This window comes from Synechococcus sp. CBW1002 (assembly GCF_015840915.1).
Classification (GTDB): domain Bacteria; phylum Cyanobacteriota; class Cyanobacteriia; order PCC-6307; family Cyanobiaceae; genus CBW1002.
On record NZ_CP060398.1, the window covers coordinates 1185282 to 1208271 of the forward strand.

Annotated in this window: 20 protein-coding genes and 2 pseudogenes; 12 read left to right on the forward strand and 10 right to left on the reverse strand. The window is 61.8% G+C overall.

Translation table 11 applies throughout. The features are described 5' to 3' along the window. Nucleotides 1-2: 2 nt before the first annotated feature. The 5 genes from H8F24_RS05650 (at nt 3) to H8F24_RS05670 (ending at nt 6980) form a co-directional block, all read left to right on the forward strand. Nucleotides 3-389: a YbjQ family protein gene (locus H8F24_RS05650; protein WP_197157738.1), complete on the forward strand. Its 387-nt coding sequence runs from the start codon at nt 3-5 to the stop codon at nt 387-389. Between the two features lie 17 nt (nt 390-406). Further along, nucleotides 407-1690, forward strand: a complete 1284-nt coding sequence (locus H8F24_RS05655) for a molybdopterin molybdotransferase MoeA (RefSeq protein ID WP_231598129.1) — start codon at nt 407-409, stop codon at nt 1688-1690. Between the two features lie 118 nt (nt 1691-1808). Further along, nucleotides 1809-3992, forward strand: a complete 2184-nt coding sequence (locus tag H8F24_RS05660; protein ID WP_197171341.1) for an HAD-IIB family hydrolase — start codon at nt 1809-1811, stop codon at nt 3990-3992. Between the two features lie 65 nt (nt 3993-4057). Beyond that, nucleotides 4058-4918 (forward strand): HAD family hydrolase, encoded by an 861-nt coding sequence (locus H8F24_RS05665; RefSeq protein WP_197171343.1) that lies wholly within the window; start codon nt 4058-4060, stop codon nt 4916-4918. A gap of 106 nt (nt 4919-5024) precedes the next feature. After that, nucleotides 5025-6980, forward strand: coding sequence for an alpha-amylase family glycosyl hydrolase (locus H8F24_RS05670; RefSeq protein WP_197171345.1), 1956 nt, complete (start codon nt 5025-5027; stop codon nt 6978-6980). Here the strand turns inward: H8F24_RS05670 and H8F24_RS05675 are convergent. The 3 genes from H8F24_RS05675 to H8F24_RS05685 are packed head-to-tail and all read right to left on the reverse strand — an operon-like array spanning nt 6901 to nt 8589. Then, nucleotides 6901-7791: a sulfite exporter TauE/SafE family protein gene (locus H8F24_RS05675; protein WP_197171347.1), complete on the reverse strand. Its 891-nt coding sequence runs from the start codon at nt 7789-7791 to the stop codon at nt 6901-6903. The genes H8F24_RS05670 and H8F24_RS05675 overlap by 80 nt on opposite strands. Further along, entirely contained in the window at nt 7791-8309 is a 519-nt protein-coding gene (locus tag H8F24_RS05680) for a molybdenum cofactor biosynthesis protein MoaE (protein ID WP_370594799.1), read from the reverse strand. Before H8F24_RS05680 ends, H8F24_RS05675 begins: the two co-directional genes overlap by 1 nt. After that, a complete protein-coding gene (locus tag H8F24_RS05685; RefSeq protein ID WP_197171350.1) occupies nt 8302-8589 on the reverse strand; it encodes a MoaD/ThiS family protein in 288 nt (95 codons plus the stop codon). The genes H8F24_RS05680 and H8F24_RS05685 overlap by 8 nt, the downstream gene beginning before the upstream one ends. A gap of 482 nt (nt 8590-9071) precedes the next feature. On the opposite strand from H8F24_RS05685, the gene H8F24_RS05690 reads away from it, so the two are divergent. After that, nucleotides 9072-9665: a nucleoside deaminase gene (locus H8F24_RS05690; protein WP_197171351.1), complete on the forward strand. Its 594-nt coding sequence runs from the start codon at nt 9072-9074 to the stop codon at nt 9663-9665. 481 nt (nt 9666-10146) lie between these two features. On the opposite strand, the pseudogene H8F24_RS05695 reads toward H8F24_RS05690, so the two are convergent. Beyond that, nucleotides 10147-11322 (reverse strand): annotated as a pseudogene (locus H8F24_RS05695) (IS256 family transposase). 640 nt (nt 11323-11962) lie between these two features. Here H8F24_RS05695 and ltrA point away from each other — a divergent pair. After that, nucleotides 11963-13213 carry a group II intron reverse transcriptase/maturase gene (gene ltrA / locus H8F24_RS05700; protein ID WP_231597684.1) on the forward strand — a complete coding sequence of 417 codons (1251 nt, stop codon included), beginning with the start codon at nt 11963-11965 and terminating at the stop codon, nt 13211-13213. Between the two features lie 385 nt (nt 13214-13598). Here ltrA and H8F24_RS05705 read toward each other — a convergent pair whose 3' ends face one another. After that, entirely contained in the window at nt 13599-13904 is a 306-nt protein-coding gene (locus tag H8F24_RS05705) for a hypothetical protein (protein ID WP_197171352.1), read from the reverse strand. A 225-nt stretch (nt 13905-14129) separates the two neighbouring features. Between H8F24_RS05705 and H8F24_RS05710 the strand changes: the two genes are divergently transcribed. Then, nucleotides 14130-14288 carry a deaminase gene (locus H8F24_RS05710; protein WP_231598130.1) on the forward strand — a complete coding sequence of 53 codons (159 nt, stop codon included), beginning with the start codon at nt 14130-14132 and terminating at the stop codon, nt 14286-14288. Here the strand turns inward: H8F24_RS05710 and H8F24_RS05715 are convergent, their stop codons facing one another. After that, the gene (locus H8F24_RS05715) at nt 14289-15242 is read right to left on the reverse strand and encodes an IS1595 family transposase (RefSeq protein WP_197171353.1); all 954 of its coding nucleotides are present in this window, start codon (nt 15240-15242) and stop codon (nt 14289-14291) included. It lies immediately after the preceding gene. A gap of 144 nt (nt 15243-15386) precedes the next feature. Here H8F24_RS05715 and H8F24_RS05720 point away from each other — a divergent pair, with 144 nt between their 5' ends. From H8F24_RS05720 to H8F24_RS05735, 4 genes are all read left to right on the forward strand, one after another. Beyond that, nucleotides 15387-15602 (forward strand): hypothetical protein, encoded by a 216-nt coding sequence (locus H8F24_RS05720; protein WP_231598359.1) that lies wholly within the window; start codon nt 15387-15389, stop codon nt 15600-15602. 123 nt (nt 15603-15725) lie between these two features. After that, nucleotides 15726-16241, forward strand: a complete 516-nt coding sequence (moaB, locus tag H8F24_RS05725; protein WP_197171354.1) for a molybdenum cofactor biosynthesis protein B — start codon at nt 15726-15728, stop codon at nt 16239-16241. Between the two features lie 77 nt (nt 16242-16318). Then, entirely contained in the window at nt 16319-17488 is a 1170-nt protein-coding gene (locus H8F24_RS05730; protein WP_197158554.1) for an IS3 family transposase, read from the forward strand. Between the two features lie 47 nt (nt 17489-17535). Further along, complete coding sequence (locus H8F24_RS05735) at nt 17536-18846, forward strand: diacylglycerol kinase family protein (RefSeq protein ID WP_197171355.1); 1311 nt, start codon at nt 17536-17538, stop codon at nt 18844-18846. A gap of 575 nt (nt 18847-19421) precedes the next feature. Here H8F24_RS05735 and H8F24_RS05740 read toward each other — a convergent pair. From H8F24_RS05740 to H8F24_RS05750, 4 genes and pseudogenes are all read right to left on the reverse strand, one after another. Further along, a complete protein-coding gene (locus tag H8F24_RS05740) occupies nt 19422-20249 on the reverse strand; it encodes an FMN-binding glutamate synthase family protein (protein ID WP_231598131.1) in 828 nt (275 codons plus the stop codon). A gap of 59 nt (nt 20250-20308) precedes the next feature. Further along, nucleotides 20309-20677, reverse strand: a complete 369-nt coding sequence (locus H8F24_RS19210; RefSeq protein ID WP_231598132.1) for a CDGSH iron-sulfur domain-containing protein — start codon at nt 20675-20677, stop codon at nt 20309-20311. A gap of 775 nt (nt 20678-21452) precedes the next feature. Beyond that, a pseudogene (locus tag H8F24_RS05745) lies at nt 21453-21704 on the reverse strand (transposase); the annotation flags it as partial. 63 nt (nt 21705-21767) lie between these two features. Continuing rightward, on the reverse strand, nt 21768-22394 hold the full coding sequence (locus H8F24_RS05750) for a CatB-related O-acetyltransferase (protein ID WP_197171356.1): 627 nt from the start codon (nt 22392-22394) through the stop codon (nt 21768-21770). Nucleotides 22395-22990: the final 596 nt, after the last annotated feature.

The window sequence follows — 22990 nt, forward strand, 5'->3', positions numbered from 1 at the left end:
TCATGGTCAAGCCCGTCTTCGTGACCACCACCTTCACGATTGAGGGTTACGCGATTCGTGAGTACAAGGGCATCGTGCGCGGCATCGTGGTGCGCTCGCCCACCCTGATCCAGGGTTTTCTCGGTGGCCTCAAGTCGATGATCGGCGGCCGCATCGGTGCCTACACCGAGATGTGTGAACAGACCCGCCAGCAGGCCTACGACCAGATGGTGGCCCATGCCCGCCAGCTCGGCGCCAATGCCATCGTGGGCACCCGCTACGACGGCTCCGAGGTGGAGAGCGGCGCCACCGGTGCCACCGAAGTTCTGTGTTATGGCACGGCCGTAGTGGTGGAGCGCCTCGCTGCCGGGCCGCCGCCGGTGCCCACGTCGCCCTTTCCGCCCACCTGAGCCCATCCCCGCCGCCGATGTCGTCTGCCCTTCCCGCCGGCCTGCCGACGCCGGCCGATCCCTTCCCGCCCGAGGGCCTGCCCCTCGAGCAGGCGCGGCGTCTGGTGCTGGAGAGCCTGCAGCCCCTGGCCGGCTGCCGCACCCTGCCCCTGGAGCAGTGTCTCGGGCGGGTGTGCGCCGCGGCGGTGATCGCCCCGGCGGCGGTGCCGGGCTTTCGGGCCTCGATCCTGGATGGCTACGCGATCGCCAGCCCAACGGCGGAACCCGGCCAGTGCTGGCCGCTGGTGGGGCGTTCCGCCGCGGGAGCTCCGTTCGATCGGGCCTTGGAGCCCCACGAGGCGATCCGCATCCTCACTGGTGCCCCCCTGCCGCAGGGCGCCGTGCGGGTGCTGCCCCAGGAGCTGGTGGTCGTGGAGGCCGGCGAGCTGCGCTTGCTGCAGGCCCCCGGTGCCAACCCCTGGATCCGCAGCGCCGAGGAAGAGGCGGCACCGGGCCAGCAGCTGCTGGCCTGCGGTGAGCGGCTGGGGCCGGCCGATCTGGCCCGGCTGGCGGGCTGCGGCGTGGCGGAGCTGGCCGTCGCGCCCCGGCCGCGGCTGGGTCTGCTGGTGAGCGGCGATGAACTGGTGCCGGCGGGAACACCGCGCGGCCCCGGCCAGATCTGGGAGAGCAACGGCACCCTGCTGGCGAGCCTGTGCCAGCGGCTTGGCTACCCCCTGCTGGAGCGGCGGGTGGTGGGCGATGATCCGATCGCGCTGCGCCAGGCGCTGGCCGATCTGGCGGCCTGCTGCGACGTGGTGGTCAGCACCGGCGGGGTGTCCGCCGGCGACACCGACTGGATCCGGCCGCTGCTGGCGGAGCTTGGCTCGGTGGCCTTCTGGAAGCTGTTTCTCAAGCCGGGCCGGCCCTTTGCCTACGGGACACTGCAGCGTCCTGCCCGGGGCGGCAGCGTGCCGTTCTTCGGACTGCCGGGCAATCCGGTGGCAGCGGCGATCACGGCGCTGCAGCTGCTCTGGCCGGCGCTGCAGCAGCTCGAGGGTGCTGAGCCCGATCCGTTGCCCCGCTTGCGGGTCAGGCTGGCGGGGCCGTTGAAGCGTGGTGCCGGACGCCCGGAACTGGCCCGGGCCCGCCTGACGGTGGGTCCCGCCGGTGAGCTCCTGGCGGTGGTGGAGGGCTCCCAGGCCTCCTCCCGCATCGGTTCGCTCCAGGGTGCCGATCTGTTGCTGGAGATCCCGGCGGAGCTCGGCAGCCTCACGGCCGGTCAGGAACTCTGGGCCCAGCTGCTGCGCTTGCCCCTGTTCTGAGGTCGTTCAGTGGGGTCAGACCCGTGATCGGCTGGTGGGCATTGGCGTGTGGACCTCACCTTGTGAAAGGCACCAGTCCTGAGCAGGCTGGCTTCAGGTCTTTGATGCGCTTGGCTCCATGGCCCTCCCCCCAGCCAGTGCCCCTGGCGGCACGCTGCAGGCCTCGGAGGTGCCCCAGGAGCCGCTCAGGATCCTGCTGATCAGCATCCATGGCCTGATCCGGGGCAGCCAGCTCGAACTCGGCCGGGATCCCGACACGGGCGGGCAGACCAAGTACGTGGTGGAGCTGGCCAAGGCCCTGGCCCGCAGCCCCTGGGTGGCGGGTGTGGATCTGGTCACCCGCCGGATCGAGGATCCCGCCGTCAGCGGCGACTATGCCGAGCCTCTGGAGCCGCTGGCAGACAAAGCGAGGATCGTGCGGATCGACGCGGGCCCGCCCGATTACCTCCGCAAGGAGGAACTCTGGGATCACCTCGACAGTTTTGCCGACCATCTCTTTACCTGGATCCAGAATCAGCCCGCCAGGCCCGATGTGCTGCACAGCCACTATGCGGATGCCGGTTACGTGGGCGTCAAACTTGCCCGTATGACGGGGCTGCCCCTGGTGCATACGGGCCACTCGCTGGGGCGTGACAAGTATCGACGCTTGATCTCCATGGGTCTCGCCCTTGAAAAGATCGAGGACGATTACAAGATCTCCAGGCGTATTGATGCCGAAGAGGAGGTGATCAACCAGGCGGCGCTCGTGATCACCAGCACGCGCAATGAAATCGAAGATCAGTATGAACTCTATGACTGTTACAACCCTGACAAGATGGTGGTCGTCCCGCCCGGCACAGACCTCCAGCAGTTTCATGTTGCTGATGGGTCTGATCCGCTTCAGGGCTCGGGTTTTCAGGACGGGCTTCAGGTTTCTCTGAAGGATCCGACCAAGCCCATGATTCTGGCGCTCTCCAGACCGGATCTGCGCAAGAACATCATCACGCTGCTGGAAGCCTACGGAGAGTCGAAGCCACTCCAGAGACTCGCCAATCTGGTGATCGTGGCCGGCAATCGTGATGACGTGCGGGATCTCGATGAAGGCCCCCAGACGGTGTTCACCGAGTTGCTGATTGCCATGGATTCCTATGACCTCTATGGCCTGGCCGCCCTGCCCAAGCACCACAGCTCCGATGAGGTTCCCCTCATCTATCGCCTGGCAGCCAGCACCCGGGGTGTGTTCGTCAATCCTGCTCTAACAGAGCCCTTTGGCCTGACCCTGCTGGAGGCAGCCGCCAGTGGCCTGCCTTTGGTGGCCACGGAGAATGGTGGCCCGGTGGACATCATTGCCAACTGCCGCAATGGCCTGTTGGTGGATCCCCTCAACAAGGAGGCGATTGCCCAGGCCCTGATCACCATTCTTGAAGATGCCAACCAGTGGCAGACCTTCTCACACAATGGAGTGCGCCATGTGGCCCAATTCTATTCCTGGGATGCCCATGCCGAGGCTTATCTCCATCAGCTCAACCAGCTGGTTCATCAGCAGCGATCGCCCCTGGCCTCCTCGCGAATCCTCAGCGGCGACCGCCGGCGCACCAAGGCCATCTTCACCGCCATTGACAACACGTTGCTGGGGGATCGGGAAGGCCTGAGTCTGCTCAGCCAGTTGATCCGTGAGCGCCGCAAGGGCTGTCTGTTCGGGATTGCCACCGGGCGGCGTCTCGATTCCGTCCTGACGATCATTCGCGAGTATGATATCCCTGTGCCGGATATCTTGATCACCAGCCTCGGTACGGAAATTTACTATGCTCCCCACTGGCTACCCGATCTAGCCTGGGCCAAGCACATCAATCACCTCTGGACTCCCCAGGTGCTCAGGGCGACGCTGAAGGAGCTACCTGGTCTGCAGCCTCAGTCGAGAAAGGAACAAAGTCAATTTAAATATTCCTATCACTATGATAGTCAACATGCACCGTCTCTGGATCAGGTCAGGGCCATTCTCAGGCAGCAAGACCTATCGGTCAATGTGACTCTGTCATTTGGTCAGTATCTCGACTTTGTGCCTGTCCGGGCCTCCAAGGGGCAGGCCTTGCGATTCATCGCCCAGCGCTGGAATATCCCGTTGGATCGGATCCTGGCCACCGGGGGGTCCGGTGGCGATGAAGACATGCTGCGCGGCAACACCCTGGGGGTTGTTGTTGCTAACCGTCACCGGGAGGAACTGTCCATTCTGGGAGATACCGAGCATGTCTATCTCGCGGAGCAATCCCACGCCAGAGGGATCCTTGAGGCCCTTGAACACTATGACTTCTTCAATCTCTAGGCTTCTGCTGTTCGCGATCGCCCCGATCCTGCCCGCGATGTCCCCTCTGCTCCCGCAGGCTGTCCATGGCTGCTGACCCTCCGGCCCGGTTGTTGCTCTGCACGGATCTCGACCGCACCCTGATCCCCAATGGGCGGCAGCCTGAGTCGCCCGCCGCCAGAAGCCTGTTCGCCCGCCTGGTCCAGCGGCCCGAGGTGACTCTGGCCTATGTCAGCGGCCGCGATGCCGCCCTCGTGGCGGAGGCGATCGTGGACTATGCCCTCCCATCACCGGACTGGGTGGTGGCCGATGTGGGCACCACTCTCCTGGAGGTGGCTCCCGATGGCTGGCGGGCCCATCGCGGATGGCACCAGAGCATCGGGGTGGATTGGGCCGGTCGCACGGCCCAGGATCTCCACCAGTTGCTGGCGGATCTCTCCCCCCTGGACTTGCAGGAGCCCGCCAAGCAGAACACCTACAAGTTGAGCTACTACCTCCACCTGGATGTTGACGTTCCCAGCCTCTGCGCTGAAATCGAGCGGCGGCTGGAGCTTGAACAGCTGCGCGCCAGTCTGATCACCAGCATGGATGAGCAGGCTGAGATCGGCTTGCTGGATGTGTTGCCGCCTGCAGCCACCAAGTTGCATGCGGTGCGCTTTCTGATGGAACTGCTGGGTTTTGATTCCTCTGAGACCCTCTTCTGTGGGGACAGCGGCAATGATCTGCCGGTGATGACGAGTGACCTCCCTTCGGTTCTTGTGGCCAATGCAGATCCTGCGCTGATGGCCCAGCTAGGCTGTTCTGCGGGGGAGCGATCCCCTCGGGAGACTCTCTATCTGGCACAGGGCGGCTTCATGGGGATGAACGGCAACTACGCCGCCGGAATTGTGGAAGGAGTGCTTCACTTCCACCCGCAGTTATCGGGCTGGTTGGCCGAGCCTTGTTGAGTTCAGCCCCTTTGGCGTCGTCAGGTGCCGATGAAATCTGATTGGCCAGCTTGAATGCAACCGAACAGTGTGTTGACGATTCGTTTCTCTTGCCTGCACTCGAATCATGTATGAACAGGTCTCCCACTCGCTGCTCAATGCAATTCTTGATGACCTGAAACCTGAGATCCGACGTCAGGATCTCAGACACTTCTATACGCGCTTGGGTGCCAACTTTTATGCGATTTACTCGCTGTTCTTCCGTCTATATGGTCACAGGCCTGATTTCAAGCGCCAGATGCTGGGCTTGGTCGAAACGATGGCGGAAGGTTATATCAATCGTTCGCCTGAGCTGGAGGCGCTCGACATAGCCCGGGAGAAGGACCACAACTGGTTTCTCTCCCAGCAATGGGTCGGCATGGCCCTTTACACCAATGGCTTCGCCAGAAACCTGCGGGATCTGGCTGACAAGACCGAGTATTTCCAGGAACTCGGGGTCAACATGATTCATGTGATGCCGATTCTGAAGTGTCCAATCGGCAAGAGTGATGGCGGCTATGCCGTGAGCGACTTCAGGCAGATCGATGACCGGGTCGGTGATCTGGAGGATCTTCAGCATCTTGCCTCGGAGCTGCGTCAGCGCCAGATCCTGTTGGTGCTTGACATCGTGATGAATCACACTTCGGATGAGCATACCTGGGCTCGGAAGGCCGTCGCGGGAGATCCTATCTATCAGGATTACTACTATATGTATGAGAGTCGCGATATCCCTGACCTTTTTGAGAGGTCAATGCCTGAAGTCTTTCCTGAGTCGTCGCCGGGCAACTTCACCTGGAATGAGGAGACCCAGCGCTGGGTCATGACGGTCTTCCACGATTATCAATGGGATCTCAATTACAGTAATCCTGAAGTCTTCATTGAAATGCTGGGAGTGGTGCTGTTCTGGGCCAACAATGGTGTTGACATCATGCGGTTGGATGCGGTGGCATTCCTGTGGAAGGAAATCGGCACCGACTGTCAGAACGAGCGTAATGCCCATCTTCTGCTCCAGCTGATGAAGGACTGCTGCCAGGCCACGGCCCCGGGAGTGTTATTCATTGCTGAGGCGATTGTCGCCCCTGTCGAGGTGATTAAATATTTCGGCGAAGATGCGATCAGCGCCAAGGAGTGCGAGATTGCTTACAATGCCACCTTCATGGCCCTGCTCTGGGATGCGGTGGCGACCCAGAACGCCAGGCTGCTCACCCGGGGGCTCAGGAGTCTTCCCAATAAGCTGGATCGTGCCACCTGGCTCAACTATCTGCGTTGTCATGATGACATCGGCTTCGGTTTTGATGACCAGGATGTGTTGGCTGTCGGTTATCAGCCCAGGTCCCATCGGCGGTTTCTGACCGACTTCTTCTGTGGTGAGTTTGAGGGATCTCCCTCCCGGGGACTTCCATTCATGCGCAATGAAGTCACGGGGGATGCTCGCATCTGTGGCTCCCTGGCCTCCCTTGCGGGTCTGGAGAAGGCGATGCAGGAAGAGAATCCGGTGGCAATCAATATCGCGATCAGTCGAATTCTGATGCTGCATAGCCTGATCTTTTCGTTCGGTGGTATTCCCTTGCTCTACAACGGTGATGCCCTTGGCCTGCTGAATGACTATAGCTATCAACAGGATCCAGCCAAGGTCTCAGACAACCGCTGGGTGCATCGGCCAAGCATTGATTGGCAGCATGCCGAGCGGCGTCATCAGAGCGGCACAGTGGAGAATCGGCTGTTCACGGCGTTACGGCGGATGATCGCCATCCGTAAGTCGCTGGATGCCTTTGCCGATTTCAACAACCGAGAGTTGTTGGATACGGGTAACGAGCATCTGCTCTGCTTCTTGCGTTCCTATCAGCAGCGTCCCTCCGAGCAGGTCTTGGTGGTGGCTAACTTCCATTCCACTCCGCAGGCCCTCCCTGTTGATGTGCTGCGGCGGCGCGGGCTCGATTTCACGGCTCCGCTGATTGATGTGTTCACCGGTCGCAGGCCCCACCAGATCGAGGAGAATATCTTGCTGCAGAGCTATCAATTTTACTGGCTGAAGCAGGTCTGACATCCACTGCTCCAACACCCACAGGGGCCACATCCAGGCGGCTTCCTGCCTCGGTTCGCTCCAGGGGGCCGTTCCGGACGTCTGGGCCCAGCAGCAGACGCACTCCCGCCAGGCTCAGCACCAGAGCAAGGCAGCACCGGATGATCGGAACCGGCAGAACTCGGCTGCCCAAGGCGGCGCCGCAGCCGCCGAGGAGCACCACCACCGGGATCAGCGGCCAGGCTTCCGCCGGCACGCTTCTGCCGGTGGAGATCAGGCCTGCCAGCCCGGCCAGGGAGTTCACCAGGATGAAGACAACGGCCACGGCCGCTGTCTCGCGAGTGCGACTCCAGCCCGCCAGCAGCATCAGCGGACTGAGGAACACGCCCCCTCCCGTTCCGGTCAGCCCGGCCAGGAACCCCAGGGCACCGCCCACGGACACCAGCGTCGCCGGGCCGGGTGGCTGTACCTGCTCCGGATCCTGGGGTCTCTGCAAAAACCGCAGGGCCGAGCCCAGCAGAATCACCCCCACCAGGCTCTGGAACACCCGCTTCGGCAGGGCCAGGCTGCCCCCCAGGAAAGCCCCAGGGATCGAGAGCAGCACCAGCGGCCAGAAGCGTCGCCAGCGCAGGTGGCCCGCCTGGATGAACTGCCAACTCCCCAGCGCTGCCACAACCACGTTGAGCAGCAGGGCGGTGGGGCGGATCGTCTCCGGATCGGTGCCGAACAAGCTAAGGGCGGCGATGTATCCGGAGGCCCCTGCGTGGCCCACGCTGGCGTAGAGGAAGGCCACCAGGCCGAGGGTGAGCCACAGCCCTGGTTGGGCCTCCATCACGGCTGTTCCCGCTGGGGCTCTGCCGTGCCGGAACGCTCCCTCTCCGTTAACGGTGTGTTGCCCTCCACCCACCGACCGTTGCCGTCCACCCGCACCTCCTTCTTCCAGAACGGGGCCTCGTGCTTGAGCGCCTCCAGCAGTTCCTGGCAGCACCGCTGGGCAGGGCCGCGTCGATCCGCGGCCACCGCCACCAGCACGATCGCCTCGCCGGGGCGCACCTTCCCCACCCGATGGCGGACCAGAACCGCCAGCACCCCATGGCGGACGGCGGCCTCGGCGGCGAGTCGCTCCAACTGGGCGTCGGTCATGCCGGGGTAATGCTCCAGTTCCAGCGCCGCCAGCGGTTCACCGGCTGCGCTCCAGCCCCGCACCCGACCGATGAAGTGGGTCACTGCCGGAGCTTCACTGCCGTCGCTCCAGGACTTCAGCGCCTCGAAGGGATCGAAGGGCCCGGCCTCCAGGGCGATCGCAAGGGTCGCTGTGACCTTTCGCGGTGCTGGGCTGGGATCAGCCACCGGTGATTGGCGGCAGAAAGGCCACCTCATCGCCGGGGGCCAGGCTCTGGGTGGGATCGGCGAACTGCTGGTTCACCGCCACCCGCACCCCGGCGGGCCAGGGACCGAGTCCGAGCCGCTGCCAGACCTCGGCAGCGGTGGGGGCTTCCGCCAGTTCGCTGCCACCGCCCGCTTCCGGATCCAGGAGTGCCAGGCTCCGCTGCCCCCAGCCGGCCTTTTCGCGCAAGCGCGCGAACAGCCGCACGTTGAGGGGAGGCGGGGTGGCAGGCTTGGGTGTCATGGTTCCAGGCGATGCTGGCGCCATGTTGAATCAGATCAGCCAGCTTTGTTGAGGTTCAGGACTTTCCCTCCATACAGAGCGGAAACGGGAAGCCAGTCGTTAGCTGTAGATTGGATGCACTGGCTTGCTCTTTTGAGCTCTGGATCAGCAGCAAGGATCTTCAGAAAGCCCACAGCAAAGCTGGCCAGCACCTCCCGCTTTATCTGGCACCTTGTTACGTTTGACAAAGCACAATCTTCTTCAAGACTTGCACGACTAGCCTGTGATGTAAGGAGGTTTTGGCATTATTCTTCGTCGCTTTAATGATTGACAGCTTAGGGTTTTTCTCGTACCGGCATTTGTAGTCTTGCGTTTGTCTGCCTTGCGTTTGTCAGCCTTGCGTTTGTCAGTGCGATCCCGTTTGGTCGAGATTAAGTCGCGAGCCAGGCTGGTGACACCTGCAGGGTTGGCTTGGCCATGCTGTTGCTTTTGTGATTCAAGCCATGACGTCTCCAGACATTGAAAGCGTCGAATACAAGAAGCGGTTTCTTCACGAGGCCACCCGCTTGGCGATCGAAGCCGTTGAGAAAGGATGGGGTGGACCCTTTGGCGCGGTGATTGTCAAGGATGGCGAGATTATCGGCCGAGGTCAGAATCGCGTGCTGCTCACTGGAATCCCGGTCTATCACGCGGAGGTCACGGCAATTATTGATTCCTGCTCCAGGATCAACTCCAAGGCGCTTCTGGGTTCCGATGTCTACGAAGGCAATCTGAAAATGATTCCACGTCCCGACGGATCTCCCGATCCAGTGCCGGAGAGGGCTCAGATGCTGAAGGGCTGTGATCTCTATGTCAATGGAGCGCCCTGTCCGATGTGCATGAGCGCCATCTATTGGGCTCGGATCGATCGCTTGTACTTCGGCACCCGGCTGGAGGACACAAGCATGATTGGATTCGATGATGAGTTCCAGTACATCGACTTCCAGCTTCCCTGGGAGCAGCGCAAGGCGATTCAGTGTTTTCCGGATTTTGAGCGGGACTTTGCCCTCCAGGCCTGCCAAGCCTGGATCAACAAGCAGGATCGCCACCCCTATTGAAAATCGTATGGCTCCATGGCTGATTCTGTGACGCTGATTGCAGCAGGCCTGGTGCGGCTTGGCATGAGTGAAGCCTTGGCGACCTGGCACGCTCGACAGGTGGAGGCCTTGCCCAGGCAGAGTGGCTTCTCAGCACCGACCTGATATCTTCCCGCTCCGAGGTGATGGAAGGGTCTGGACCATTCTGAGTACCTTTCAGTCCAAAGAGAGTCTGGCCGCGTCCCTTTGCGTGGTGTAAAACCCGAGGCCCGAATGCCCTGACTCAGAGGGTGAACAGGGTGGAATGACGGGCTGTCATTCCTGAGGCGCAGATGCACCTCGTTTTTCCACGATGAAATGAGGCGATTGACTTGTCAAGTCTCTCGTCTGATCGCGGCTGTGTTGTGAGCGGCAGGGGTCTTCTATGCAGCCCAGGGGTACAGCGCCGGCCCCCGGGCGGCGATTGAGGCCGCTGCGCCCTGTGGGGGCGCTGCCACCTCAATCACCTGGGGCCTGCGTCTTGCACCTCTGCGGCGGCGGCGCTGAGCAGGGCCGGCAGATCCTCCAGCTCCGGGATGGCGGCCATGCTCTCGGCTGAGAACATGCGGCGTCCCTCCAGCTGCCAGTGCTCGTGCTGCTCCAGCAATACCGCGCCCACCAGGCGGGTGATCGACGCGTCGTTAGGGAAGATGCCGACCACCCTGGTGCGGCGCTTGATCTCCTCGTTGACCCGCTCCAGCAGGTTGGTGCTCCAGACCTTCTTCCAGTGAGGCTGCGGGAAGTGACGGAAGGCCAGCACGTCCTCTCTGGCCTCGTTCATGAGCTCGGTGGCCTTGGGGAAGCTCTCCGCCAGCGAGGCGGCCAGGTCATCCCAGCGGCTGAGGATCTCTCCGGCATCCTCCTGAGCGAACACCGAGCGCAGGGCGGCGGTGACCATGCCCTGGTGGGCTTTGGGGACGCGCTGGAGAAGGTTGCGGGCGAAGTGGACGCGGCAGCGCTGCCACACACAGCCCTGCAGCTGGCGCCTGATGGCCTTGGTGAGGCCCACGTGGGCGTCGCTGATCACCAGCTTGACGCCAGTGAGGCCGCGCTCCTACTGCTTCGCAGAAGCCTTCGGCTAGATCGAGGCAATGAACTCGCTCCAGAAGCCCTCGGTTTCGCTGCCTGTCACCTTGAGACCCAGCAACTCCCGGCGGCCGTCCGCGTTCACCCCCATGGCGACGACGACAGCCCGTGAGCAGACCTGCAGGGCCTTGCCCAGCCTGCCCTTGAGGTAGGTGGCATCCAGGTAGACGTAGGCGTAGCCGGACTCCTGCAGGGGCCGGCTCAGGAACGCCTGCACCTGCTGGTCGATCTCCTGGCAGATGCGACTGACCTGGGATTTGGAGATGCCGCTCTGCGATCCCAGGGCCCCCACCAGGGCATCGACCTTGCGGGTGGAGACGCCGCCGATGTAGGCCTCCATGATCACGGCATAGAGGGCCTGATCCACCCGGCGGCGGGGCTCAAGGATCGAGGGCAGGAAGCTGCCGGCCCGCAGTTTGGGGATCAGCAGGTCGATGTCGCCCACCTGGGTGGTGAGGCTGCGGGGCCGGTAGCCGTTGCGGTAGCCGAGCCGTTCCTCGCTGCGCTCATGGCGGTCGGCACCCAGAACGGCGGCAACCTCCAGCTCGATCAGCTGCTGCAGGCCGTGGCGGGCCAGCTCCGGGATCAGCTCGCCGGCACTGCTGCCATCCAGTAGCGGCGCCAGGTCAACTGCGGCACGATGGGTCTTGGGCGTGTGTCACGAGTCAGCAGGTGAAAGCCAAGGCTGATGAAACTGCATCGGGGATGGGAGTGTGGCCTCCCGGGATCGGCCTGCAGGGGCTGGTACCAAACCACCCCGTGCTGCTGCGTTCAAAAGACGTGGTGGTGAGCGACGGGGAAACGGCGGACTGGATCCGTCAGGTGTGCGACGAGAAGGTGAGCGCAAGCGAACCGTTGATGACGCGCCGATATCTATTTCAGACGCTGCCAAAACGGGAGGCGGCCCAAATCTCCTGGATCAGTGTGGACAGAGCCTGTCTATGGACCACACGGCAGCCGGCGTATAGACGGCACGAGCTCATCGCAGGCCCTGATGCGGAACGTGAGAACCTGCCATGGAATGCCAAGGGAACATCCCAAGTGGTCACCACCATGAGGGTCAATACCGATGTCTGTGGCAGGGGCGGAGCAACCCGTAGTAGCGATGATGGGTCTGTAACGGACTCGGAGCCAAGGGGTTGCATCATCCCGTTTGGAGTCTCCCATCAACTGCCTACGGCAGGAGGAATGGGATGACAACAGACAAGCCGCTACCGATTACCAAGGTGATGGTCTGGAAGGCCTATCAACAGGTGAAACGGAACGGACAGGCGGCCGGTGTGGATGGCCAAAGCCTGGACGACTTCAACAAGGATCTGGAGAATAATCTCTACAAACTCTGGAATCGGATGGCATCAGGAAGTTATCTTCCGCCACCAGTTCGGCGTGTGGAGATTCCCAAATCCGGTGGAGGCGTCAGGCCGCTGGGTATCCCGACGGTTGCTGATCGCATCGCACAGATGGTGGTCAAGCAGGTGCTGGAGCCAGAGCTGGAGCTGATCTTTGATCAGGATTCCTACGGCTACAGACCGGGCAAGTCAGCGCATCAGGCAGTAGAGGTCTGCCGTCAGCGCTGCTGGAGGTCCAACTGGGTTCTCGATCTCGACATCAAGGGGTTTTTCGATGCTATCGATCACGACCTGTTGATGCGCGCGATCAAGGCCCATACCTCCGAGCGCTGGGTGGTGCTCTACCTGCAACGATGGCTGCAGGCACCGGTTCTGTTGCCGGATGGCACGCTCCATCCCAGGGACCGGGGCACACCGCAAGGTGGTGTCATCAGTCCACTGCTGGCCAATCTGTTCCTGCACTATGCGTTTGATGTGTGGATGCGCCGGAGCCACCCGGCCATTGCCTTTGAGCGCTATGCAGATGATGTGATCTGTCATTGCCACAGCGAGAAGGAAGCTCGGCGGTTGCTGGAGGCATTGCAGGATCGCTTTGCGTCCTGTGGCCTCCAGCTTCATCCCCAGAAGACCCAGGTGGTCTACTGCAGGGATAGCAACCGCCGGGCACCGCTTGCTGATGTCACGTTCACGTTTCTTGGTTTCGCGTTTCGGCCACGTGTGTCTCGCAATTCTCGCGGAGTCATCTACACAGGCTTTTTGCCGGCAGTGAGTCCGCAGGCTCTCCAGCGTATGCGGGAGAGGATTAGGTCGATAGGGCTTCCATCGCTCGTGTATCTGTCGCTTGAGGAGATCGCTAAAGTGCTGAATCCAGTGATTCGTGGCTGGATTCAGTACTACGGTCGTTTCTATAGGACAGAACTGATCAGGAAGTTGTATCGCTACCTGGATGACAGAATTGCAGCCTGGTTACGGCAGAAGTACAAAAGGCTGCGGGGTCGTCGGCTCCAAAGCTGGCGAGTACTTGCCAGGATCAGGTCTGGACATCGTGATCTGTTCGCGCACTGGCGTCGAGTCAGTGAAGTGGCATGTGGATGATGGGAGCCGTATGACGCGAGAGTGTCACGTACGGTTCTGTGAGCACCTCGGGGGGAAGTTCCCCGGGGTGACTCGACATGGTTCGTCTGGTTGAGGTGGTTCTCGAACCAGGGAAACGGGCCTGCCCACCCCTTGCAACGCCAGGCGTCTGAGGTGTGCTCGCTCAGCCCCGGCTACGCCGGGGCTGAGGCCCAGGGGATTTACACCACTGCTGGGGACGCCAGCGAGAGTCTCGAGGCCTGGCAAAGTTCCAGCATCTGCCAGGAGTTGCTTGCTGATGCCGCCTTCTGAACTGATTCGAGTTTCCACCTCTTTTCCCGGCTGGGTGCCTGTCGATCCAATCTCTGGACAGGGACCACCGGACTGGAAGACGGCGACACTCATTCTACTTGAACTTTTCCCAATCGTGAGATTGGCACTGAAGCTGTTCAATCCCCTTTTTACCTCGCTTCAGATCCATGGTGCCTTGGCCACCTCTATCGGCAATGTGATCAGTGTGGCGCTCACCAGTTGTCTGAAGATGCCCTTCTTTGTTCAGGAGTTTGATTAGTGGTTGTTTCACCGCACCGCTTCCCGCCGAGCCTTGACTCGGCGAGGCGTTCGCTGGATCTGCCCTTCTGAACGTGGCTTGATCTTTCTGGGATTTGATCTGTTCTTCTGCTGCTGAACCTGGGATCTCATAGCCCTGCAACAGCGCTGTCGTGCTGTCAAGGCTCAGCCTGAGGGCCCTGATAATTCGTCCTTGCCAGCATGAGCTGAGTCGTATCCAATTCTGTCGTTGTTCAAGAAGAATTTCGGACGAGGCCAGGGGCGGAAATCTTCTTCAGTTTGTAGGCGAATCTACGCGGGTGCCTGCACTGGTAACCTGATCTCCGCAACCGTAGACAGTGATTTCATGCGCCAAGCGATCTAGCTGATGCGGGAAGCCGGAGTTGTGAACAAAACCGGCGGACCCTTCGGCTGCGTGATCGTCAAGGATGGTCAGGTGATCGGCGCTGCCGGCAACAGTGTGATGCGGGATCATGATCCCTCCGCCCATGCCGAGGTGAATGCGATTCGGCAAGCCTGCACTTGATTAGGTAGCAAGCTCCGCATTCCTGAGGTGACGCTCGGGACGTGCGGTGCAGATACAGACGGCATGAACCACCCGGTCCGTCATCGCCGAAAGATTGAAGCGCCGGTTGAAGCGGTAAGTGAAGGCGCCCAGGTAGCGGTCGGCGTACTTATCGAATCGCAAGGCGTGAAACGTGCCGCTGAAGCTGGTTTTCAGGTTGCTGAGTATCGTGTTGATCCAGTGGAATTCAGGCAGCTCATTGGGATGGCGTCCGTTCACTACCACAGGGTGATGGAAGCAACCGACTTCTGCCACGGCTCGGAAGCAAGCCAGTCCATCAGATACCACTTCACACCCTATCGCCAATGAATCCTGGGCCCAGTCAGCGATAGCTGCAAACGAGAACGTCGGGACTGTTGAAAGCTTCACATGAACCGGGCAGCCAGTGTCATCAAGGGAGACGGCGGCAACGATGGGGACCTTGTTTTCCGATCCTCGACCTGTCTTGCCACCACGTCGTTCTCCCCCAAGGTAGGCATCATCCACTTGCACCTTTCCCCGCAGGACATAGGCCTCCTCCCGCTCGCTCATCGCCTGCATGATCTTGTTGTGAACCAGCCACGCGGTGCGGTAGTTCACTCCGAGATGGCGCATCAGGGCGAGGGAGGAAATGCCGGTCTTGGCCTGTCCCACCAAATAGAAAGCGAGGAACCAGGTCGTCAGGGGTAACTTGGTCGCCTCCATGATGGTATCGGCCGTGAGGGTGGCCTGATGGCGGCAGTTCCGGCACTGGTAGCGCTTGTGGCGCCGGCCATGGATGATCCCATGCTCCTGAGTGTGACAACGTGGGCAACGAAAGCCATCTGGCCAGCGCGCTTGCTCAAGTGCGGCCTCACACTTCTCCTCTGTGCCGTAGAGCTCTATGAACTGAGGCAGAGAAAGACTCGGCTGGAACTGGATCCGATTCATGGCCATAGCGATCCCGACGGGTACATGTGTATCAGTCTACGCGCTGGAAGGGCTCTGACGGAGCTTGCTACCTAATCAAGAGCCTGCAAGACTCTGCAGAGCGTGGATCTCACGGGAGCAGTGATGTACACAAGCTGCGAATGTTGCCCGATGTGCTACGCCACTGCCTACTGGGCCAGGATCTCGAAGATCTACTTCGCTGCCGGTTGGCAGGATTATGCCGATCTCTTCGATGATGCCAACATCGGCGATGATCTTGCCTTGCCCTATCCAGAGCGTCGTCTCGCCCCGCAGCAGATCCTCCAGCAGGAGGCTGCCGTGGTGTGGGATGAGTTCCGGCAGCTGCCTGATGGTGCGCGGTACTGAAACTCGCCGTTGAGGCTCACCTGTAGCGTCGGCGTCCTTCGAGACCTTTCGGCGGAGTCGACCAACTCCGCAGCCCACCTGCAGGATCTGCCTACGATCCAACTCCTGCCTGGCCCGATCGTGGTGAGCCTCGCCATCGCCCTGCTCACGGTCTCCGACAGCCGCACCCTGGCGGACGACCCCAGTGGCGAGGCCCTGCGTCAGCGTCTGGAGGCCGCCGGCCATCGCCTGGTGGCGCGCCGACTGGTGCCTGACAACCGCTATCGCATCCGCGCTGAGGTGAGCGGCTGGATCGCCGATCCGGCGGTGCAGGTGGTGATCAGCAGTGGCGGCACAGGCCTCACCGGCCGCGACGGCACACCGGAGGCGGTGGCTCCGTTGCTCGATAAGACGATGGAGGGCTTCGGCGAGCTGTTCCGGGTGCTCTCCTTCGAGACCATCGGCACCAGCAGCCTCCAGAGCCGCTGCCTGGCGGGGGTGGCGAACGGCACGGTGCTGTTTGTGTTGCCGGGCTCCCTCGATGCGGTGACCACCGCCTGGGATCGCCTGATCGCCGCCCAGCTTGATGGCGCCACCCGGCCCTGCAACCTGGTGCAGCTGTTGCCCAGGCTTACGGAACCGGTGGATCACCCGGCCTGAGGTGGTCTGGCTTTTCTGGACAGGCCCCATCGTTAACCTCTGAGGCGGGGTACCGCCCCTGAAAGGGGCTCCCACCGATGAGCAAGCGCCGCACCCACAGCCCCGAGTTCAAGGCCAGGGTCGCCATGGAGGCGATCAGTGGCCGCAAGACGATCCAGGAGATCGCCGCCGACCACGCCATCCACCCGATCCAGGTGAGCCAGTGGAAGCGGCAGCTCCTGGACGGTGCCAGCGAGCTCTTCACCCGAGGCAAGAAGACCAAGGACAAGGAGGAGGGGCAGGCCAAGGAGGCGGAGCTGTTCCAGCAGATCGGACGGCTGCAGATGGAGCTGGAGTGGCTCAAAAAAAGTCTCAACTGCTCTGATGCCCGTGAACTGCGCAAGCTGGTCGATCACGACCACCCCGAGCTCAGCATCAGCAGGCAGTGTGCGCTGCTGGGGCTGCCTCGATCCACGCTGTACTACCGGCCGACACCGGTCCGTGTATCGACGCTGCGGATCATGGCCAGGATCGATGCTCTCTACCTGGAGGATCCCTGCAGCGGCAGCCGCCGGATGGTGGACTATCTGGCCCAAGATGGTATCCCGATCAGCCGAGATCGAGTGCGAAACCTCATGCGGCGCATGGGATTACGGGCGATCTACCAGAAGCCCCGGACGACGGTTCCAGGTGATCCGTCCGTGCGGTTCCCCTGCCTGGTGGACCTCACGCAGGTCACGTCGGTGGATCAGGTCTGGGCGACCGACATCACCTACATCCCTCTGCAGAAAGGGTTCCTCTATCTGGTGGCGATCATGGATCTCCATTCCAGGCATGTGCTCAGCTGGAGGCTCTCCAACAGCCTTGACACGAAGTTCTGTCTGGAGGCCCTGGAGATGGCCTTGGGAGGCGGCCGTAGGCCAGAGATCTTCCACTCCGATCAAGGCTGTCAGTTCACGTCCGCTGACTTTGTGGCCAGACTCAAAGGGGAGCGGATCCAGATCAGCTGGTCCGGCAGAAAGCGGTGCTACGACAACATCCTTGTTGAACGGCTGTGGAGGACTGTCAAGTACGAGGAGGTCTACCTACGGGCATACAGCGATGGCTGGGACGCTGAAATCAGCCTGGCCCGCTTCCTGTGGCGGTATTGCCATGTAAGACCTCACAGTTCCCTTGGAGGCAAAACTCCCCACGCGGTCTACACTGAGGCCGAACCATGTTCCACCCGTCCTGGGTTAACGATGTCAGGGGCCGGAACTGTCCAATAAAAGGCACCCACCTCAGCCGTGCGGCCGTCCGCTGGCGCAACGCCGGGATGAGCGTTCCGCCTGGGCTTGTGCTGCTTGCCTCCCCGGCACGCCGGGACGCTCTGCTCGCTTGGGTGCGTCGGCACCGGGCCCTGCTGGCCCCCTTTGCCCTGCGCCTCACCGCCGACCTGGCGGAGCCGCTGCAGCTCGAGGTTTCCACCGCCGACCTCCGCCTGGAGATGGCCGGCACGCTGGAGGCCGGCGGCGACATCAGCCTGGCCGCGGCGGTGCTTGCCCAGGAGGTGATGGCCGTGGTGGCGTTCCTGGATCCGGCGGCGCCCGTGGGTTCGCCGCCGGAGCTGCCGATGCTGCTGCGGGCCTGTCAGGTGCGTGATGTGCCGCTGCTGCTGAACGAGGCCAGCGCCACCCTGGCCCTGCGGGGCCTGTCCCGGGGCCGCCTGGCCACCCTGATCTTCAATCCGGTGGCCGGGCAGCGCGATCCGAACCAGGATCTGGCCCAGATCCGCTCGATCCTCGAGCCGCAGCTGCAGGTGCATGTCTGCTTCACCCAGCCGAATCTCGATCCAGCTGAGCAGGCCCGGGCGCTGCTGGGTCCGCTGCGGGCCCGTCAGGCCCGGCGGCCGGATTCGGCCCTGATGATCGCCTGCGGCGGGGATGGCACCGTGTCCGCCGTGGCCGGAGCCCTGCTGGACAGTGGCCTGCCTCTGGGGGTGATCCCCCGTGGCACCGCCAATGCCTTCGCCGGAGCCCTGGGCATCCCCACCGATCTGCCCGGAGCCTGTCGCACGGTGCTGGCGGGGCACATCCAGCGCATGGATGCGGCCCTCTGCAACGACACGCCGATGGTGCTGCTGGCGGGGGTGGGGTTCGAGGCCGGCATGGTGGACCGGGCCACGCGCGAACTCAAGAACCGGTTGGGGCCGTTGGCCTATGTGCTGGCCGGCGCCCAGCAGTTGGTGAACCAGCAGCCCTTCCAGGCCCACCTGGAGATCGACGGCAAGGCCATCAGCCTGCAGGCTTCCGCCATCACCGTGGCCAACGCCGCCCCCGGCACCTCGGTGTTGGCCCAGGGCTTCGGGAGGGTGATTGCGGACGACGGCCTGCTGGAGGTGACGATCGCCACCTCCACGGACCGGCTGCAGGGCCTGCAGGCCCTGGCCAGCCTGGCGGCCTCCGCGGTGGTGCAGACCCCGGCCCAGCACGGTGACCTGCTCTGCCTGCGGGCCCGCCGCATCACCATCGCCACGGCAACACCCCAGAAGCTGGTGGTGGACGGCGAGATGCTTGAGGGCGACCGCTTCTGCTTTGAGTGCTTGCCGGGGAGCCTGCGGGTGCTGGCCCCCTGGCCTCTGCCGTAGTGGATGCGTGTTGGGTCCGTCTCTGGAGCTGTGTTCCGCGCGGGCGATGCTGCGCCCGTGTGCTTCCCCGCTGAAAGCCATGGCATGCACTGCACGCTGCATGACGCGTCCAACCTGGCCCGGCAGCTGTCTCTGGACCATCACGGGGCTGTCGATGTCAGCAATCACCCTCCCAAATCCCTGGGGCCAGCAGGAAGGAAACGGATCGAGGAAGGTGTTTTCACCGGCGAAATGCCCTGGTGAAACAATGCAAAGATACGCTGGAGTTGTCTGGGTATTGAATCATCAAGGAAATAGGATGAGGAAGTGCGCCCTCAATCTCCAATCCGCGTCCACTTCGGGCTTCGCATGGATGGATTGATGTGCTTCGGTTGGTGACTGGCGAGAATGATCTTGCCCAAGGCGTAGATCGTCTCGCTTGGCCGATCTTCCAGCGGATTGTCCGGTCCATCCGCTCTTTGGCTGTCCGATCCCGTGGGGCAGGTCCGCGTGATCGGCGGGGGCGTTTGCCGTGCTCCGGCCAGCTGGTCGAGCAATCGGCATTGAGCTTGCTCTTCTCGCACGACTCGATGTGCTCAGTGCTGCAGGACTCCGCAGCCACGATCAGCTCGTCCGGCGGCCGGTCTCATGGTTGCGTCGGTGCCACCGCTCCGCTCCCGGCGATGCCGGCTCATGCGGTTCAGGTGGTCGTGGCCGCAGGCCCGCGCCATCACCTGCACCAGCGCCACCGTGGCCCGGAAGAAACGATCCAGGCGCTGGCCGGCAGGCTCCACCTGCAGACGGCGGCGCAGCTCGGGATCCTGGGTGGCCACTCCCGTGGGGCAGCGGTTGGTGCGGCAGATCCTGGAGCCCACGCAGCCGATCACCTGGATCGCGGCACTGGCCAGCGCGATCCCATCGGCCCCCAGGGCCAGGGCCTTGATGCAGTCGGCCGGTTGTCCTTCGGGAATGCCGCGGACCCTGGCGATGTGGGCGGTGACCTTGGCGCCGGGCAGATGACCGCCCGCGCCGGTCTTGGCCGCCTGGGCGGCCTTGAAGTGAAAGGCCTGCACCCGGGGTAGGAGGTCTTCGCGGTAGCCGAACATCGCCGGCGCGAGTTCGTAGAGGTAGCGTTGGTTGGCGGCCTGCTCCTCGCTCAGCATTCCCCCTTCGCCGGAGCAGATCCCAGTGCCGGCCCGCTCCGCCCCCGTGGCCAGGGCCCGCTTGGCCTCCTCGGAGAGGGTCCCGAAGCTCATGTCCGACACCAGCAGGGGGATCTCCAGCCTCAGCGGCCGCCGGGCCCGGGGACCGATCACCAGCTCCGTGCCCACCGGGGCGGATTCGGCCAGGGACCGCCGTGCCAGCTGGGCCGTGAGGATCTGGATGTCATCCCAGAGGGGAAGCTGGGAGCGGGGCAGCCCCATGGACACCACCGGCCCCAGGGCGCCCACCCGCGCAAGGCCGTGCTCGGCCAGCTTGTGGATCAGCTCCAGGTTGGCCTCCTCCTCCGTGGCCTGGCCTGGGTCGTCCTGCCGACGGGGGAATCACCACTTTCCGGCTTCTCGTTATCACCGTCTTCGTCAACAGCAAAGGTGGTGCCCACCCGGTCGGCGGGAACACGGGCATGGGTGCCATCGCAATAGGGAGGTGTGGCGGTCTGCTTGCAGCGGCAGAGCAGGGCCCTGCCGTTGGCCTCGGCAACGAAGGCCAGGGGTGTGAAGCCGCTGCCCTGATGGGATCCGTCGCAGAACGGCTGATCCGAGGATCGGCCGCAAGCGCAGTAGAAGTACTTCGTTCCTTCCTCCAGGCTGACGGTGATGGGCGTACTGGCGGCAACCGTCGGCGCTGTCATCACACGTTCAGCGGAGACAACAGGGCGTGGAGGCCCTCCCTCGGTCTGAGTACCCAGGCGGCTCAGCTGTGTGTTCCTGGAGGTGCGCCAAGATCACTATGTAAAAGGCAGGTCGGATTGTCAACAGGCGTCTATGCGAAATGATAATGCCTCAGGCTCAAGATCAGCGGCGGGCAACATGCCTGTGGGTTGCGCAGGCATGTTGAACTCCCATCCGCTGAATCTTGAGGCCAGCTTGCCGTTCTAACTTGAAGGGCTATTCTGCAACTACGAGAGCAAAATTTGACCACCGGAATATCCCACCATTGGGGAGGTCTGTGAAGTTGACATCTTCAGGGCCATGCATCCAATTTTTCTGACCGCGAATGCCAGCGAACAAAAATGGCTCTGCCTTCGTATAAGGGTACATGCGCTGCCGTGTTCGTGAACTTGCAGGTTGCTTGCTCCTTAAAGGTCTGTGCACTGGCGCTACCCGTAACTGCTAGAACAGTAGTGATGCCCAGGAACATTTTCTGAAGATCATGAAAACGAATTGGGTGGATTGGGGAATTTGGTTTTCCAGGAAGATGCAAGCCAAATCAGCCTTGGCTTGTTTCAGTACTATTTGTCAATGAGTAATCATTTCGGCCAGGGCTTGCGATGTGCAGAGGTGAATCAGCTTCTGTAAGGCCCCATTCTGAGGGGCCTCGTCTACTTGGGGCCTCTAGAAAAAGCTACTGCTCGGGCCTGTATCTGATCCAGAGATGCCTGCACCGTGATCATCTCAGCTCGTAGTTTAACTCAGTCCCGATGAAATGAGTAGTGTGGGGTGTCTCTTGGAGACGATGCATGCAGTTGACGCGCCTTGGAATATGGCAATCAAGATACAAAGAAGTTCTGGGAGCTTCTCGAGGTTCATGACCAACAGATTCATGGCGATGATGCAACCTTGGGTCTCGGCCAGCTTCTCGCGAACGAGCCCAAGTCCGAAACGGCGCTTGCCTTGGTCGAACTTCCCCTCTACACCGTTGCGCCGCCTCTGATCATCATCCCGCCATAGAAGTGCCTAGGTCAACTGCACTGCAAGCGGTCTGCTGATCTTCAGGAAACTCTACTCTTTTGTTTGGCTGCATTCCTCAGTGGCTAGACTCTCTTTCTTGAAGCCTCTCGTCACTTCGACTAAATCGAGAAGCAGCGCTTCAGTCGGCTCGGCACACAACTTCTCGTTAATCTCGCGGATCGCATCCAACGGCAAGTCCCACCAATGCAGTTCCAGTAGCAGACTGATGAGCGAATCGTCGAATCTTCTTCTTATCAAGGCAGCTGGATTGCCGCCGACGATTTCATATGGTTGTACGTCCTTGGTTACCGTCGCGTTGGCCGCCAAGACCGCACCGTCACCGACCGTCACTCCGGACATGATCGTCACGCCGTGACCCACCCAGACGTCGTTCCCAATCACCACATCACCTTTCGTCGCTGGATGTCCAATGATGTCAGCCCCGCCCAGTTCGGATTGGAAGATGTGGCCGAAGGGGAACGTGGTGATCCAATCAGTACGATGGTTTCCCCCAAGAAATACCATCACCGAAGATGATATTGAGCAGAACGCTCCGATCCTCAAGGCCGCACCTTCCCCCCACTCTCGAACAAGGATGTTCTCCACGCCGTATGTGAACCGCCCAACGGATACAGGACTATTGCCGACCGTTCCCGATTGCAGGGAGCTTGCACTCATGATCCATTGGCCGAGAGGGTAGGGTGCCAATGTTTCATGCGCCACAGCTCTTGAAATAGTGAAGAACTTCAGGGCTATGCCTGATAGAGGCCAGCTGCTTTTTGTATGGTGACTTTGGGCGTCCTCACAATGAGCGCAGGGGTACCATGGCCTGGAGCTGCTTGTCAGTAAGCGACTGGGCATCATGATCAGACTTGGTAGCAGCATGAATCGCCTGATCCTCTTCGGGAGTTGGGATCTGCACGCAGCCTTTCTTCTGTTGCTTTGGCATAGTGCTTAGCTTCTCGACGGTCTGCTCTGCGAAGGCTGATGATTCTTCGGACTGTTGAGCGGTCTACGAAAGCCGCGAAATCCAGAATCGCTGTCTTGCGTGCTAATGCGATCATCCGAGCTTCGCCGTAGTCAGTTCAATCATCAACCCAAGCCAGAGCGGCATCTCAGTCGAGCTCAGCAGCAAGCGGGGGCGTCCCGCCGAGTGGTGTCAATCCTGAGGAGCAGCACAGGCGTAGCCGGTTCTGGCGGTCTTCTCCTCCAAGCCCCTGCGGGGGAATGGGTGGGCTGGTCTGTGACCCTGGTCGGAGCATTATTCCCTTCCT